Annotated in this window: 14 protein-coding genes; 6 read left to right on the plus strand and 8 right to left on the minus strand. The window is 54.9% G+C overall.

Annotated features, from left to right (window positions below; all coding sequences use genetic code 11):
- Positions 1 to 215: 215 nt before the first annotated feature.
- Together Q1A59_RS01280 and Q1A59_RS01285 are read right to left on the minus strand one after the other, a co-directional pair.
- Positions 216 to 1,010, minus strand: coding sequence for a HinfI family type II restriction enzyme (locus Q1A59_RS01280; protein ID WP_298482598.1), 795 nt, complete (start codon positions 1,008 to 1,010; stop codon positions 216 to 218).
- Between the two features lie 4 nt (positions 1,011 to 1,014).
- Positions 1,015 to 2,136, minus strand: coding sequence for a site-specific DNA-methyltransferase (locus Q1A59_RS01285; protein ID WP_298482596.1), 1,122 nt, complete (start codon positions 2,134 to 2,136; stop codon positions 1,015 to 1,017).
- Between the two features lie 1,022 nt (positions 2,137 to 3,158).
- Between Q1A59_RS01285 and Q1A59_RS01290 the strand changes: the two genes are divergently transcribed.
- The 3 genes from Q1A59_RS01290 (at position 3,159) to Q1A59_RS01300 (ending at position 5,897) form a co-directional block, all read left to right on the plus strand.
- Positions 3,159 to 4,124, plus strand: a complete 966-nt coding sequence (locus Q1A59_RS01290) for a MoxR family ATPase (RefSeq protein ID WP_298408830.1) — start codon at positions 3,159 to 3,161, stop codon at positions 4,122 to 4,124.
- 163 nt (positions 4,125 to 4,287) lie between these two features.
- The gene (locus tag Q1A59_RS01295) at positions 4,288 to 5,067 is read left to right on the plus strand and encodes an enoyl-CoA hydratase-related protein (RefSeq protein ID WP_299643496.1); all 780 of its coding nucleotides are present in this window, start codon (positions 4,288 to 4,290) and stop codon (positions 5,065 to 5,067) included.
- A 200-nt stretch (positions 5,068 to 5,267) separates the two neighbouring features.
- A complete protein-coding gene (locus Q1A59_RS01300) occupies positions 5,268 to 5,897 on the plus strand; it encodes a GNAT family N-acetyltransferase (protein WP_298408812.1) in 630 nt (209 codons plus the stop codon).
- Positions 5,898 to 5,980: 83 nt separating this feature from the next.
- Here the strand turns inward: Q1A59_RS01300 and Q1A59_RS01305 are convergent, their stop codons facing one another.
- The 3 genes from Q1A59_RS01305 to Q1A59_RS01315 all read right to left on the minus strand — a co-directional run bounded on the left by Q1A59_RS01305 (position 5,981) and on the right by Q1A59_RS01315 (position 9,084).
- Complete coding sequence (locus Q1A59_RS01305; RefSeq protein WP_298408805.1) at positions 5,981 to 6,733, minus strand: HpcH/HpaI aldolase/citrate lyase family protein; 753 nt, start codon at positions 6,731 to 6,733, stop codon at positions 5,981 to 5,983.
- A 32-nt stretch (positions 6,734 to 6,765) separates the two neighbouring features.
- Complete coding sequence (locus Q1A59_RS01310; protein WP_298408803.1) at positions 6,766 to 7,830, minus strand: glycosyltransferase family 2 protein; 1,065 nt, start codon at positions 7,828 to 7,830, stop codon at positions 6,766 to 6,768.
- A gap of 168 nt (positions 7,831 to 7,998) precedes the next feature.
- On the minus strand, positions 7,999 to 9,084 hold the full coding sequence (locus Q1A59_RS01315; RefSeq protein WP_298408800.1) for an inositol-3-phosphate synthase: 1,086 nt from the start codon (positions 9,082 to 9,084) through the stop codon (positions 7,999 to 8,001).
- A 593-nt stretch (positions 9,085 to 9,677) separates the two neighbouring features.
- Between Q1A59_RS01315 and glnA the strand changes: the two genes are divergently transcribed.
- Positions 9,678 to 11,099, plus strand: coding sequence for a type I glutamate--ammonia ligase (gene glnA / locus Q1A59_RS01320; RefSeq protein WP_298408796.1), 1,422 nt, complete (start codon positions 9,678 to 9,680; stop codon positions 11,097 to 11,099).
- A 56-nt stretch (positions 11,100 to 11,155) separates the two neighbouring features.
- On the opposite strand, the gene Q1A59_RS01325 is transcribed toward glnA, so the two are convergent.
- Positions 11,156 to 11,419: a hypothetical protein gene (locus tag Q1A59_RS01325; RefSeq protein WP_299643501.1), complete on the minus strand. Its 264-nt coding sequence runs from the start codon at positions 11,417 to 11,419 to the stop codon at positions 11,156 to 11,158.
- A gap of 158 nt (positions 11,420 to 11,577) precedes the next feature.
- Positions 11,578 to 11,865 carry a hypothetical protein gene (locus Q1A59_RS01330; RefSeq protein ID WP_298408789.1) on the minus strand — a complete coding sequence of 96 codons (288 nt, stop codon included), beginning with the start codon at positions 11,863 to 11,865 and terminating at the stop codon, positions 11,578 to 11,580.
- Between the two features lie 167 nt (positions 11,866 to 12,032).
- Here Q1A59_RS01330 and Q1A59_RS01335 point away from each other — a divergent pair, with 167 nt between their 5' ends.
- Together Q1A59_RS01335 and Q1A59_RS01340 are read left to right on the plus strand one after the other, a co-directional pair.
- A complete protein-coding gene (locus tag Q1A59_RS01335; protein WP_298408788.1) occupies positions 12,033 to 12,980 on the plus strand; it encodes an ABC transporter ATP-binding protein in 948 nt (315 codons plus the stop codon).
- Positions 12,981 to 12,985: 5 nt separating this feature from the next.
- Complete coding sequence (locus Q1A59_RS01340) at positions 12,986 to 15,250, plus strand: ABC transporter permease subunit (protein ID WP_298408786.1); 2,265 nt, start codon at positions 12,986 to 12,988, stop codon at positions 15,248 to 15,250.
- On the opposite strand, the gene Q1A59_RS01345 is transcribed toward Q1A59_RS01340, so the two are convergent.
- The gene (locus Q1A59_RS01345; RefSeq protein ID WP_298408783.1) at positions 15,234 to 15,719 is read right to left on the minus strand and encodes a nitroreductase/quinone reductase family protein; all 486 of its coding nucleotides are present in this window, start codon (positions 15,717 to 15,719) and stop codon (positions 15,234 to 15,236) included. The two genes, Q1A59_RS01340 and Q1A59_RS01345, sit on opposite strands and share 17 nt — an antisense overlap.
- Between the last annotated feature and the right edge of the window lie 368 nt (positions 15,720 to 16,087).

Here is a 16,087-nt window from a genome sequence, read left to right on the forward strand (position 1 = left end):
ACACCTTATCCCACGCTTGGCCGGATTCGAGCGCCTCGTGGGACGCAACCGGTGCAATGATCTGTGGACGCAGGTGCTGTGCGCTCAGAATATTCGGCGTTTGCCGGCCACCGATTAGGATGAGCAGGGCGGTTGGTGGGTGCAGATTCATACGTGGTTGGCCAGCCGCGTTGGGTTGGATGGCTGGAAAAGTTGTATTTTATTGTTTTGGTACTTTATGTTCTATATCTAATACGGCAATACAGATCATCAAATATACTAATCACTTCCTCTTCATCTTCAAGTTGTCTTAAATAATTTTCTATATCTTGAAATCGTGTCTCGAAAAAAGCATCAAATAGTTCAGAACCTCGATATATGTTTGAGGATGGAATATATATTGGCTCCCATCGTTTTACCGGATTAAAGTAGTACAATATTGGTTTCAAACTCTCAACATCTTTTATTTCCAGAGCATTTACAAGACCTGCGTAAGTTTTGATTAACTTTCGATTAATGTCTACAAATTTTCCTGTATCATGATCGTCATTATACTTGATCTCCAAATATACTACTTGACCAGATGCTAATTTGAAGAGAGCATCTATGTCTTTGGTAATAGCTTGTTTATTACCTTTGGTGTTTCTTTCAAGATGAATAATGTTTCGCAAAAGATCTTCGAAGAGTTTGTCACATTGATTGGGACTTTCTGGCAATTGTCTACTCGTGATGTAACGATCAATAAGCGCATCGGTTTCTGCTGACATGGAAAGCTTCGCTCTCTTGCCAGAGAGAGGCAAAAACTCCACTTTAGGGTCGCGCTTTATTACTAATGCTATTAGCCTCTCGATAAAATTGCCAAACTTGATATTAAGCGATTGTAACAGTCCACCAAGAATCCGGTATCTTGTTGGTACGAAGTGGATTTTAGCTTCGTGTACTTGGCGAACTCGATTAACAGTTTCTTCAGAAAAGGTATAGTTAATTATTTCGGTAATGGCATCTTTTACACTATCTTTGATGTTGTTCATATCACTATCTCATGTTAGTTTCGCGACGATATTGCTCGCGAAGATCATCGATACTGATGAGATTTCCATCACGATCTTCGTAATACCAATATTCCCAACCGTTAAAGGCTGGCTTATTTTGGGCTAATGCAGCAATCTTGTGTATCGATCCACTTGTATCCCCCCACAACAATTCTGAATCAGCTTTAACAATTGCGCTTATACGTCGGTCTTTAGAGTATAGTTTTTGACCAACTTTGATATACTGTGCTTCTACTAACTGACCAAAGCTCACTCGTGGTTCAATGCGTTTTGATTTTGTAACGAGCTCTGAATCATCAAGGAGCGGTACTGGTATTTGTTCGATTCGCTCACGAGCCGCTTGAATGTATGTAGGATCAAGCTCAATCCCGATATAGTAGCGCTTCAATTTCTTGGCTACGGCACCGGTTGTCCCTGTGCCAAAAAATGGGTCGAGCACGATATCGCCCGGGTTGCTTGAGGAGAGGATAACCCGGTAGAGGAGGGATTCTGGTTTTTGAGTCGAATGAACCTTTCTACCGTTCATCCGTAAACGCTCCGATCCAGTGCATAACGGAATGTACCAAACATTCGACATCTGTTTATCATCATTGAGATGTTTCATTGCATGATAATTGAATGTGTATGTTCTTTGTTCCGATGACTTTTTAGCCCAAATCAAGGTTTCCGTTGCATTCTGAAAACGTGTTCCCCGGAAATTTGGCATCGGATTAGTCTTGTACCATATTATATCATTCAAAATCCAAAAGCCTAAATCCATCATTATTTTACCCACTCGAAAAATGTTATGGTAAGAACCAATCACCCAAATGGTACCTTCATCTTTCAGAACGCGCCGGCATTCGCGTAACCAAGCCTCAGTAAACGAGTCATATTCGGCGAAATTCGCAAATTGATCCCATTCGTCATCTACTCCATCTACTACTGTCTGATTAGGACGGCGGAGTTCATTGCGCAGTTGGAGGTTATATGGTGGATCAGCGAAGATGAGATCGATCGATTTGGCTGGGAGAGTCTTAAGAACTTCTATGCAGTTACCCTGAATGATCTGATCTGTTGGTAAATTATGTATAGTGTTTTTTTCAAAGATATCGAACTGATGCATCGTAAAACCTCACATCTATTATCCACGTTTAGTGATTTTACACTCACGCTTTTTGCTTGTCAACCATCAATGTTACTTACATTCAACGCGCGCAAATTAATTACGATAACGTACAACAATATCTAGATCCACTTGCGGATGGTGACTGCCAAGGAATCTCACTTGTTTTACTTCCAAATTGGATATAGGTCTATATGCTGCTGCAGAACTTTTGCGACAGCAATCTCGAACTCGCCTCCAGCATCTTCTAGCCGCTCGTCAGTTTGATCTCGTGCATGTTTCCGTGCGTCTTCCTCTTTTTCAAACCGTCTATTCGTTGGACCCATTGCTCTGCTTGGTTTTGGAGACACTTGCGAATGCGTTGCTCAAGCTGGATGCTAATCCCTGCGGGATCATAAGTTTCGATGCACGCTAAGATGCGGTTAACCACTTCATGTTTGTTTCTTAGGCAGGGAACATAAGAGTTGCTTTCAATGCTGTAAATTCTTGCGCTGCGTAGCATGGGCGTTCACTGAGCAGGTGCGAACCAACCTATAAGTCACGCGGTTTACGTGTTGCGGCGATGAACGATTGCACCGGGCCAATGGTGAGTAGGAACGAACATGAATTCTCTGCCGTTCTCCGGCGATGATTACTACAGCACGACCAACAGCTTAGCGAAACTGGAAGACCGGTAGGCAAGACTGGCTTGGCAAGCGTAACATCATACTATTTTGGTTGACTAGCATAGATAGTCGTGCACATAATAGCATTTTCTCATATAATGCGCAATATCTGTTGAGAGTTAGGTTCTATCCCCATCAATATCATGTCAAACAAGAACACATGTTTCAAAAACTCCTAACACCTATGTGGGTTCCATGTGGGATAATGTGGGATAGTGTGGGATAATGCGGGATACCGAGTGTCAAAGAATTTTGTTTGCCCGGTGCGCTGGAGCCAATCTCGGCTATAATGACAGCAAGGATGCAGAGAAGTCATCTGCGCGCATTGTTTCGGATGACGAACAGTACCGTACCCACGTGACCACACCACCAACCTCAATCGATCTGCGCGTGCTGGCCGAGTTTGCCGAACGGGTGCGCGCGAATGTGGCGCGGGTGATCGTTGGCAAGACCGAGGCGATTGACCTGCTCCTGATTGCGCTGCTGTGCGGCGGGCATGTGTTGATCGAGGATGTGCCCGGCGTAGGGAAGACGATGCTGGCCCGTGCCTTGGCGTTGTCGTTGGGGTTGAGTTTCCGGCGGGTGCAGTGTACGCCCGATCTGTTGCCGAACGATTTGACCGGGGTGAGTGTGTACCGTCCCCAGACCGGTCAGTTTGTCTTTCAACCCGGCCCGCTCTTTAGCCATGTGTTGCTGGTTGATGAGATTAATCGGGCGACGCCGCGCACGCAAAGCGCTTTGCTCGAGGCGATGGGTGAGGGGCAGGTGAGTGTTGATGGCGAGACGCACCAGTTGCCGCAGCCGTTTTTGGTTTTGGCGACGCAGAATCCAATCGAGTTTGAGGGCACCTTCCCGTTACCAGAGGCGCAGCTTGACCGGTTTTTGGTGCAGGTGCGGCTGGGCTATCCATCACCGGACGAAGAGGTGCAAATGTTGGCAATGCTGACCGGTGAGCATCCGATTACCCGGATTGAGGCAGTGGTGGATGGTGCACAGGTACCGGTGTTGCAACGGTCATTGTATGGGGTGCGCGTGGCGCCATCGTTGCGCGAATATGTGGTGAAAGTGGCGCAGGCGCTGCGCGCGCATCCTGATTTAGCGCTGGCGATGAGTCCACGTGCGACCTTGGCCCTGTTTCGGGCGGGTCAGGCGCGAGCCGTGCTCGATGGGCGCGATTATGTGTTGCCTGACGATTATAAAGCATTAGCTGTGCCGGTGCTGAGTCATCGCTTGCTAGTGCGTCCGGCGGCGGCGTTGCGCGGGCGCACAGCAGTGGATATTCTGGCTGAGGTGCTAGCGAGTGTCGAATTGCCGCTTGAGTGAGGCGCAAAGGGCGCAACGATCGCAACGGTTTTTGGGCGTCTATCCCCAACCGTCCTTGTGCTCTATACCTAAATTCTCTCGGTGTTCTTCGTGTCTTTGCGTTAAACTCTTTGAGTTCTTCACGTTGAGCCAACCTTATTTGCATGCACACAGGAGTATCACTATGGCAGTGCTGACCTTGACCCGCGATGGGCCGGTGGCTACGCTGACTCTGCAGCGTCCGGCGGTTCACAATGCCTTTAACCCGGACGTGATCGCCGGCATCACCGAGGTTTGCCACGAGGTGCGGCATGATCCGGTGGTGCGGGTGCTGGTGGTGCAAGGAGAGGGGCCTTCGTTCTGCGCAGGTGCCGATTTGAACTGGATGCAAAGTAGCCTTGCGTATTCGCATGAGGAGAATCTTGTTGATGCCACCCGGCTCGATGCGATGTTTACGGCCCTCGATACTTTACCACAGGCAGTGGTAGCACGGGTACACGGTGCAGCGCTCGGTGGCGGAGTCGGATTAGTCTGCTGCGCCGATTATGTCGTAGCTGCTGAGGAGGCAGTGTTTGGCTTGACCGAAGTGCGTTTGGGGTTGTTGCCGGCGGTGATTGCCCGTTTTGTAGTGGGGCGGATCGGCTTCGGCCATGCCCGTGCGCTTTTCGTGACCGGGAGGCGGATCAAGGCGGCGCGGGCGCTGGCGATTGGGTTGGTGCATGAAGTGGTTTCGGCAGACCAGCTTGATGTAGCGGTTGATGGAGTTGTGGCCGATCTGCTGCGCGGCGGCCCGCAGGCAATTGCGGCCAGCAAGGAGTTGCTGCGCGCCGTGCGTAGCGAGCCGCTCGCCGAGGTGCGTCGGTTGGCGATTGAGGCGATCGCGGCGGCGCGTACCGGCCCGGAAGGGCAGGCCGGATTGCGAGCCTTCCTTGAACGGCAGTCACCGCCGTGGGCGCTGGGGTAGTCAAGACGCAAAGGAGGCGAAGGTGCGAAGAATTGATAACACAAAGGTGCGAAGTGCGCAGAGAACGCTAAGGTTTTTTGGGTGTTTACCCCTAACCATACTTACGGCCCATCCTTCCAATGATCTTTGCGACCTTTGCGCTCTTGGCGTCTTTACGTTAACCCCTTTGCGACCTTTGCCTAAGCTTAGAGGTTCATCGTATGCCAACATTCACGATTCGTCCCGCTACAATAAATGATGTGCCGGATATAGCCCGTCTGATTGTGGAGTTGTACCATGCCGAATTGCCTAGTGCGCTGCGTGGTACGCGGTCAGGGCAAGAGCGGTTGGTAGCGTATACGCTGCGCGCCAACGGTGAGGCGGCTCTAGCTCATCGGTATGTGGTTTGTGATGAACAGCAACAGATGATTGGCACTGGCATGGTGCAATTCCCCGGCGCGCCGGTGTTTGAGCGCGCGCCGCGCGGCACGATCGCAGTGGCGCTGCGCGAGATTGGCCTGTTGCCGACGCTGCAATTAGCGGCTACCGTCTCTCGCACCCTGTTCGGCGTTTACCGACACGACGATCCGCAGAGCGCTTTGATCCACAGTGTGGTAGTGGCGGCGGCGGCGCGCGGTCGTGGCGCGGGTCAGGTATTGATCGCCGCGCTGGAAGATCGCATCCGCGCTCGCGGCTTGGCCCGCGCCCGGTTGCAGGTGCTGGCGAGCAATACCGGCGCGCAGCGCTTTTATCACCGGTTAGGCTATCGCGAAGTGTGGCGGTTAGAAGGATGGCGCGCCCGGTTGGGTTGGCCCAGTCTCGTCATGGAAAAAGATGTTGTTTCCCTGTAGTGGCACATAGCGCACGTTCCTCGATGCGCGTCCCTGCTGCTTGCCTACCCCCTCCTCCTCATAAACAATGCCCGGCAGCCTGCTTACGGCGCCACTGCCCGTAACGCGGCGATGGCTCCTTTCATTATCAAATCCCCGTCGTTGACAATGGTCATAAAGTTGAAGCCGAGTGTAGCTAGATCGGCAGCGATTTCGGGGGTGGCGTAGATGCCCGCAGCCAGCCCGTGCTGTTGGCAGACGGCGGTAATACGCTGCAATGCTTCGCGGAAAGATGGTGCGCCAAAATCAACCGGTATCGGCAAACCAAGGCTCAGGCTCAGATCAGCCGGCCCAACATAGAGGCCATCGATGCCGGGTACGTCAGCAATCGCCTCAAGCTGTTCCAGTGCTGTTGCCGTCTCGATCATCGGCATAATCACCGGCAGTCGTGCCACTGCAGCCGGTTCGGCCACACCGTGCGCTACCCCTACCCGCACCGGGCCATAGCTGCGCATGCCTTCCGGTGGGAAACGGCAGGCGGCTACTAAGGCGCGCACATCGTCGGGGCCGTTTATGAGCGGCGCAATAATCCCAGATGCGCCGCGGTCGAGCGCGCGCATAATTGCAGCCGGTTCGTTCCACGCCAACCGCACGAAGACCGGGCAGCGGCGCTGATCGATCGTGTGCAGGATTTGCAATGCGGTTGGATCGTCGATCAGGCCGTGTTGCAAATCAATGGTCAGCGATGGAAAGCCGGCAGCGGCGAGGAGTTCGGCGCTCCACGGACTCGGGATGGTCAGCCACGCATTGTACACGACGGCGCCGGCGGCCCATTGCTGACGAATGCTGTCAATCATAGCTTGCTCCGTGTGATCGCGGAAAGGCATTGCTAGCCGCTTGTACGTGATGTGTCGTTGGCTACTGACTCGGTGTGCTCTTCATCTATCCCCAAAGCCCGCTCGATCCGGTTGAGGCGGACGCTGATCGTGCGCCGCCACTCTTCTTGCTCGACGAGATTGACGCGCGTGCGGTACAGAATCTCTTCTTGCAGCCGACGCAAGCCGCCGACGCGGTCGGCGAGCAACCCGATTAGGAAGATGATCAACGCCATGAGGACCAGTACGCTCCCCACCAGCAGCGATTGATCATTGGTCGCCGACAAAATGTTCAATCGGCGTCCGATAAAGATAAACGCTGCCCGACCGAGCAAAAGAATACCGGGAACCGCAAAGAACATCGCGATGTAGCTAAAGACCTTGAGCGGTTCGTAGGTGGTGTAGGTACGGGCAATGATCGCTGCCTGTCGCTTAATAAAGTTCCAGTTGCCACGGTGCAAGCGCGATGGCCGCTTAACCGGATTGGTAGTAATCGGCACGGTAGCGATGGTCAGCCGACGCTTGCCGGCTTGGATCAGGTTTTCGACCGTGTACGAGAAATCTGAGGTGACAAAGGTACGGAGGGCGGCTTCGCGTGAGAGAGCGCGGAAACCAGAGACAGTATCGGGGACGTTGGTTTCTGAGGCCCAACGCACCACCGCGCTGCCGACGTGTTGCAGCGCCTTTTTCAGCGGCGAAAAGTGCTCGATCTGATGTACCTGCCGGTCGCCGATCACAATATCGGCCTTACCGGCGAGGATTGGGGCAATCAAACGCGGAATCTCACTGCCGGGGTATTGGTTGTCAGCGTCAGTATTGACAATAATGTCAGCGCCGAGGCGCAGCGCAGTGTCGATGCCGGTTTGGTAGGCGGTTGCCAACCCCTTATTGGCAGTATGGCGCACGACATGATCGGCGCCGGTAGCGAGGGCAACTGCGACCGTGTCATCGGTGCAGCCATCGTCGATGATCAATACCTCAACCTGATCCACGCCGGGGATGTGGCGGGGGATGGCGCGAATGACGTCGGCAATGGTATCACGTTCGTTGAGGGCTGGAATCTGTACAATCAGTTTCATGCCCGTCCTGTGGTGTGTCGATCACACGCTTACGCCAAGGCGCGAAAAGTGTTCAACGCAAAGACGCCAAGGTGCGAAGGATGTCATCAACCGCTGTACCAGCGCTTGGCTCATATCCGAAACTCTTTTTGTCTTTGCGTTGTACCAAACTTCGCGCCTTTGCGTTCCTTACTTCGCGCCGGCCTCGCCGCGGATGAAGCGCTCGGTGAGATTGCGCGCCTCATAGTCGGTAAACTGGCGCGGCGGCGTCTTCATAAAGTAGCTGCTTGGCCCGTACAGCGCGCCGCCGATCCCGCGATCAAGTGCCAGCTTAGCACAGCGGATCGCGTCGATCACCACGCCCGCCGAATTGGGCGAATCCCACACTTCCAGCTTCAGTTCGAGATTGAGCGGCACATCGCCAAAGGTGGTGCCTTCCATGCGAATATAGCACCACTTGCGATCACCTAGCCACGGCACGTAGTCGCTCGGCCCAACGTGAACATTCTCTGCCGGCAGCTCGTAACCCAACTGTGACGTAACCGCGTTGGTCTTGCTAATCTTCTTGCTCTCGAGCCGCTCGCGTTCGAGCATATTGAGAAAGTCGGTGTTGCCGCCAAAATTCAACTGATAGGTGCGGTCAAGGCGCACGCCGCGCTCTTTGAAGAGGGTAGTCAGCACGCGATGGGTAATGGTCGCGCCGACTTGGCTCTTGATATCGTCGCCGATGATTGGCAACCCCTTCTCTTCAAACCGCCGCCGCCAATACTCTTGGCTGGCGATAAACACTGGAATGCAGTTAATAAAGGCACAGCCGGCATCAAGTACCTGCTCGACGTACCATTTCGTTGCCATCTCGCTGCCGACCGGGAGAAAATTGACTACTACATCGGTGCCAGTCTCGCGCAGAATCCGCACAATATCGTCAGTATCGCGCTTGGATTTACGGATGACCGTGCTGAGATACTTACCGATGCCGTCGTGGGTCATGCCACGCGAGACGGGCACCCCCAGCTTGGGCACGTCGGCAAAGCGATAGGTATTGTTCGGCTCGGCGAAGATCGCCTCGGCCAGATCGCGATCGACCTTAGTATCGGCAATGTCGAACGCCGCCGAAAACTCAATGTCGCCGATGTGGTAGCCGCCGAGATTGACGTGCATCAAGCCGGGGATGTCATCGCCATCGCGGGCATTGCGGTAGTAATGCACTCCTTGTACTAATGAAGAGGCGCAATTGCCAACGCCAATAATCGCAACCCGAATCTTCTTACTCACAGCGCTTCTATCCTTTCACCACTGTATCTTGAGGCAACAGCCGCAGCGTGGCGGCGTGGATCGGCTTGCCATTGTACCCCTGTCGCGCCGCTTTGTAAAATGGGTAGGTCATAGGTTCATTGTGTGAGTGCGGAGCCGCGGCGATGTCGTAGGTCTGCCGTCCAAAGCGATTTCCTTGGCTTGTGAGGATGTTGTTAATGTATAAGATCTAACCATTAGACAAACTGTCCAATCCGATTGCCGAAAGGATTGTACCCTCTCACCGTAGCGCGAGAGATGGCAACTGGTTAGACTACTGATAGGTGCAGATGTTGCACGCTGCCTGTGTAGGCGCAATGGCCAACACCGACGTGGCCCGGTTTGACTATGATCGTTTCGATGCTGCGATGTCGCGTTGCATTGAAGAAAAAGCCTCACCGGGTTTGCTGCCTGCCTCACGCGTTGCGCTCTGTCTGCCCCCCCATGTGATAGAAGCCGAGAGGGAGCATACGACGCCGCCGGTCGCCAATGTGCCGCGGCGTCGTTGCCTGTTTCAGGACCATGTTCGTTCTGGCGGACCGCGTTCGTGCTTGTACTGTAAGGAGTAGGTTCTCATGGCAATGGATGCGAAGGGCGTTATTGAGCTGATCAAAGCCAAAGGAATTCAAATTGTTGACACGCGCTTTACCGATCTCTTCGGCGGGTGGCAGCACTATTCACTGCCGGCCTCGCGGTTGACCGAAGATATGATCCGTGAGGGGTTAGGCTTCGATGGCTCATCGATCAAGGGCTTTCAGGCAATCAACGAGAGCGATATGTTGATGGTGCCGGATCCTTCGACTGCCTTCATCGATCCGACCCTCAGTGTACCGACGCTGGTGCTGATCTGTGACATCATTGACCCGATCACGCGCCAGTCCTACAGCCGTGACCCGCGCACAGTGGCGAAGAAGGCTGAGGCGTATCTGAAGTCAACCGGCATTGCTGACACCGCTTACTTTGGGCCGGAAGCGGAATTCTTCCTCTTTAGCGACGTGCGGTTTGGCCAGAGCGCCAATCAGGGGTTCTACTACATTGACAGCCCCGAAGCGGTGTGGAACACGGGGGCGGAAGTGCCGGGGGGCAACAAGGGCTACCGCATCCGCCACAAAGAGGGCTACTTCCCGGTGCCGCCGACCGACACCTTGCAGGACATCCGCTCGGAGATGATCCTGAAGATGATGGAAATCGGGATCGAGATTGAGCTGCACCACCACGAGGTTGCGACTGCCGGCCAGTGCGAGATCGATATGCGGTTTGACTCGCTGGTCAACATGGCCGACAAGGTGCAGAAGTACAAGTACATTGTGCGCAACGTGGCCCGCGCCCACGGCTACAGCGCAACGTTTATGCCCAAGCCGATCTTCGGCGACAACGGGTCGGGTATGCACACCCACCAGAGCTTGTGGAAGGATGGCGAGCCGCTCTTCTTTGACGAGACGCAGTACGCGCTGCTGTCGAAGACGGCGCAATACTACATTGGCGGTATTCTGAAGCATGCGCCGGCCTTGCTGGCGATCTGTGCGCCGACCACCAACAGCTACCGGCGGCTAGTGCCCGGCTTCGAGGCCCCGATCAACCTCGTCTACTCGATGCGCAACCGCTCGGCGGCCATCCGCATCCCGACCTACAGCTCATCGCCGAAGGCCCGCCGGATCGAATTCCGCGCGCCGGATGCCATGTGCAACCCCTATCTGGCCTTTGCGGCAATGATGATGGCCGGCCTCGACGGCATCCAGAACAAGATCGAGCCACCGCCGCCGCTTGATGTGGACATCTACGAGCTGTCGCCGGAAGAGAAGGCCGATATTCGCGGTACCCCCAGCTCGCTCAACGAGGCGCTCGATGCGCTCGAGCAGGATCACGAATTCCTGCTTAAGGGCGGCGTGTTTACCACCGACCTGCTCGAAGCCTACATCGAGACCAAGCGCAAAGAGGCAGTTGGGTTGGCGTTGCGCCCGCACCCGTATGAGTTCATGATGTACTACGATGCATAATTGATTCGGTAACGCCGCTGTGCCTGCGGGCACGGCGGCGCTGTGCCACTACTACCCTACCGCGCGCGCTTGCGTCCGCGCATGCCGATGAGCAGCAATGCGCCCAACAGCACTGTCGAGACCCCAATATAGAGTGCGGCAGCATCAATTGTGATAGCGCCACTGCGCACAAACGACCCAAAACCGGGTATCATCCACACTAGCCAGCTACAGACGATGACGGCCCGCTGTTCGATGACCGACAGCCGCGGCGTTCCCAGCGCCAGCACTGCCGTCGCTGCCCACCCAATCAAGCTAATTAAGACACCTTGCACTTCCATCGCTTCCTCCGTGCTGCTGCATTGCAACCACCGGCTAGCTCTCCGCTGAAACTAGCGGCAACCATCACATGCGATGGCTTTCTGTTCGCATCATAGCAGAGGAATTGGATGGTTTCAACAACTGAAACGCTGCATGATTTGTGCAAAACGTCTAAATTTCACAACCGAATGTAACGGATAGCAATCGCGATCACGGTAATAAACAGCACGATTAGGAGCGAGAACCGGCGCAGCGCGAGCAGGATCGGATCGGCGCGCACAATGGCTTCGGCGTCGGGGAAGAACTGCGCTAGGTGGAGCAACCCAAGCACAATGATGATCAGCGTCAGCACCAAACTGCCAGTGAGCAGCCACGCAAAGCAAAGGAGTGCCGTAATACCGGCAATGCTCCAATAGGTCAGTTGGTTGCCCATATCTGAGTCATTGCTGCGCTGCGGTTCGTCCATGTGATGCTCCTAATGAAGTGATAGGGTCTCTATGAAGTATACCTAAGTTACACCATCCACGGTAGGGGCGAACATCGGTATGCGCCTACCGGTTGGTAATGAAACCGGTATACAATACCTACGTGCGCAACGCACGCTATTTATTTTGTATCGACACTAGGCCCAATATGATCGAAGCCATCCATTTGAGCAAGCAATTCGGTGATTTTGTCGCCGTGCGCGACCTCAATCTAGTCGTCGAACCGGGTGAACTGGTTGCCCTCTTAGGGCCAAATGGCGCTGGCAAGACGACCACGGTGCGGATGCTGGCGGCGATTTTGCCGCCGAGCAGCGGGCAAGCGCGGATCTGCGGCTATGATGTGGTGCGCGAGGCGCAACGGGTGCGCGGGATGGTTGGGTTGTTAACCGAGTATCCCGGTTTGTACGGACGCATGGCGGCGCTTGAGTATTTGGCCTTTTTTGGCGCGCTGCTTGGCCTTGACCCCACTCAGTGTCGCCAGCGCAGTGAAGCGCTCTTGCGCCAATTTGGCCTGTGGGAAGTGCGTGACCGCAACTTAGAGAGTTTTTCCAAGGGCATGCGGCAAAAGATGGCGCTCATCCGCGCGATGATCCACGATCCGCCGGTGCTGTTCCTCGATGAACCAACGACCGCCATGGATCCGCAGAGCGCACGCACGGTGCGCGATGCGATCGGCGAGTTACGCGGTGCGAAGCGTAGTATTCTGCTCACCACCCACAATCTCAGTGAAGCGGAAGAGTTGGCAGACCGAATCGCGATTATTCGCGGTGGCCAGATTATCGCTGCTGGCCCCTTCGCCGAACTGAGCCGTCAATTGCTCGGCGATCCGGCTTTTGAACTGACCTTGGCCCGGCCAGTCGATCAAGACCGAGCATTGGCAATCGCGCGTCATCTGGTGGCGGCAGAGGCGGTGGGCAATAACCGGTTAGTGTGGCAGACCGCCGAGCCGCAGTTGCTGAATCCGGTGATCTTGAACCGGCTCATTGAGGCGGGGATTGAGGTGTATAGCCTTTCTGAACAACCACGCCGGTTGGAAGACCTCTACCTGCGGATTGTGGCCGAGGATGAAGCAGCACCGACGGGAAAGAGCAGGTGATAGTCATGAAACGATTCTCACTCTCCCAGCCTACTACCATCAGCTCTCCCTCGCGCGCGTTGCCGGCGTGGTGGATCATTACCCGGCGCGAGTTGCGTGATACGTTGACCGATTGGCGCTTACTGACGCCAATTGCTCTGCTTTCCCTCGCGCTGCCGGCGCTGGTGGCAGCAGCGGCATTGGTGCTCATTCGTTTTGTCGGCCAAGTTGATCTGGCAATTCAGATTATTCCGTTTGCCATTCTGTTGGTGGGATTTTTGCCAGCCGGCTTCTCGCTGATTCTTGCGCTCGAGTCATTTGCTGGCGAACGCGAGCGCAATACGCTCGAAACGTTGCTGGCGATGCCGCTTGGCGATCGCCAACTGTACCTCGCCAAACTGACGGCGGCGCTGGCGCTGCCACTGCTCGGTGCCTTACTCAGCCAGTTGGTGTTTGGCATGCTCTTGCAACTGTTTGCCTCAGATGTGGCCGCTGTCGCGCTTCAACCGCTGCGGCTGTTGCTGTTGCTGGCATTGGTCGTTACGATGGCGCTAGTAATGGTGAGTGGCGCAGTGATCATCTCGTCACATGTCATAACTGTTCGCGCGGCAAGTCTGCTGTCGAGCCTGATTTTGGTGCCGATGGCGCTGGTCGTGCAACTCATTGCATTTTTCATTGTCAGCGATCGGTGGGAGGTGGTACTGGCAATCTGGTTGGGTCTAAGCGTGCTCGTGTTGCTATTGGTGCAAATCGGGATGCGCTCGTTTAGTCGCGAAGAGTTGCTGGCCCGCGAGCAGATTCGACGACCTTGGTTTGGGCAACGTGCACGAACGCGCCGTCAGATCGAGTGGTTTGGTGGTGGATCGATCTGGATCGTTGCCCGACGTGAGTTGATAGAGATTACCCGTGACTGGCGTTCGGTAGGGTTGCTGAGTTTTCTAGCCGTTTTGATGCCTACCGGCTTGACCGCAGCGATTTACGCGATCTCTCCTCAGCTCGACGACCCGTTGACGCTTGCGCCGCTGATTCCGTTTGGCGGCGTGCTGGCCGGCTTTGTGCCGATTAGCTTTGCGCTGGTGGCGGCGCTTGAGTCGTTTGTAGGGGAGCGTGAACGCAATACGCTTGAAGCGCTCTGTGCAGCGCCCATTTCAGATCGCCAACTTTTTCTTGGCAAGTTGGTCGGTACGTTGCTGATTCCGCTGGTCACTGCTCTCATCACCCAGTACCTCTTCTACGGGCTGGTGGCGGTAAATTTTCCCGCCATGTATGCCGATGGAATGTCACTAGCTTTGCTGGGACAAATGGGATTGCTCACCATTACTGTAGCGGTCGTGCTGGTAACCGGCGCAGTGAGTCTCTCGATCCACGCCGGCAGTATACGCGAGGCGTCGCTGCTTGCGTCGGGGATTTTGTTGCCGACGACGGTGCTGTTGCAAATTCAAGCGCCTTACTTCATTGCCCGCCGGTTTGATGTCATCTGGCTGGCGATGCTCGCGTTAGTGGTCGTGGCGATGGCCTTTTTACGGAGCGGGTTGCAAACCTTTCAGCGCGCTGCGATCTTTTCGCGCAGCCGTGAAGAGATGGGCTTACGCCGGCTCTGGTCGGTCTTTCGCTGCTTCTTCAACGAGTACCACCCGGCGGGGACGCCGCTTTATGCCTACGCTGGGTTGCCGTTTTCGCCGAAACGCTTCTATCGTTACGAGCTACCAGCGTTGCTGCGCGAATTACGTTTACCATTGGCGGTCAGTGGGTTGGCCGCAGTGGGGGGAAGTGTTTTTGGTTTTGGGAAGGCAGCAACGTGGGTGTTGCCGCCAGTCGAGCGGATGCTTGATCAGATTGCGACCGGCCCAGCGCCATCGCTGTGGTTGGCACTGTTTGTGTTTCTCAACAACATACGGGTATCAGTCCTCTCTAATCTACTCGCGCCGTTCAGTCTAGGCGTATTTCCCTTCCTCGTGCCGGCGACGGTCTTTGCTCAGATTGGCTATGTCTGTGGGCGGCTGATCGAACGCGGCGGGGTCGGGCTTGATAGTCCGTTGACCTTCCTTGTTGCGTATCTGTTGCCGCACGGCATCATCGAGCTGCCCACGTTTTTGCTCAGCGCCGCGTTAGGCTTGCGCATGGGTGCCGCATTGCTCACCGCGCCGGGAGAGTTTACCGTGGGCGAGAACCTACTTTGGGCAATCGCCCAAGCGACGAAGGTCTGGCTACTGCTGATTGTGCCGTTGGTGTTGGTGGCGGCGCTCATCGAAGGATTGCTTACGCCGCTCGTCATTATGTGGGCGTATTAATATCGAGCACCATGATCGGTATTGTCCGCCCGGCCCGGCGGGCATAGGCGACAAAGCCGGGATAGTAGCGCACAGCCCGTTCCCACAGTTCGAGATATTCGATGCCGGTGGCTTCGCGCGCCCAACAGGTAAAGGTGTGACCGTAGATGTTCACCTGTACCTGCGGATTAGCACGCATGTTGTAATACCAGTCGGGATGGCGATTACGGCCAAAGTTCGATGCCACCAGCACAATCCGATTGCCGTCAGGCAAGAAGAGCAACGGTGTGCGCCGTTGCGCGCCGCTGCGTGCGCCGGTGGTGATCAGAGTAAGTGTTGGGTAGACGAACGAAACAATCCCCATCCGCCCACCGGTCAGTTGGAGCACGAGGCGGTCGAGGGGCTGGACACAGGTGCGCACAAACCATGCGCCGGGACGAGTGGCCGAAAGATGGGCGATGATCAGTTGGAAACGGCGAAAGAGACGCATAGTGACTCGCTGAGAAAATACAGAGATGGCGAATGTTAGGAGAGACGAACGATCGATCTGTCTCTTGTATGGGCTATGAGTTGGCAGATACGTATGCCACACCATGATGCCATGAGGTTGAGCTTTTTGGAGCTTTTGCCCCCGGAAGGGGGCGGCGTGCCGCGCCCCTACAATATGCAATGATGCCATGAGTTGAGCTTTTTGGGGCTTTTGACCGCTATAATTTGCTGATATGGCCGAGCGGACTGTGCATAGACACAACAACCGCTATGCCAACCTGTTTTTGGCGGCTACCGTTTGAGTGCTGTGATTACTTGATAAGACAAAAATCTGTTATGATACAGAGCAGTACCGATTCTCGCTGCAAC

Origin of the sequence: uncultured Chloroflexus sp. (genome assembly GCF_937951745.1) — a bacterium.
Classification (GTDB): Bacteria; Chloroflexota; Chloroflexia; order Chloroflexales; family Chloroflexaceae; genus Chloroflexus.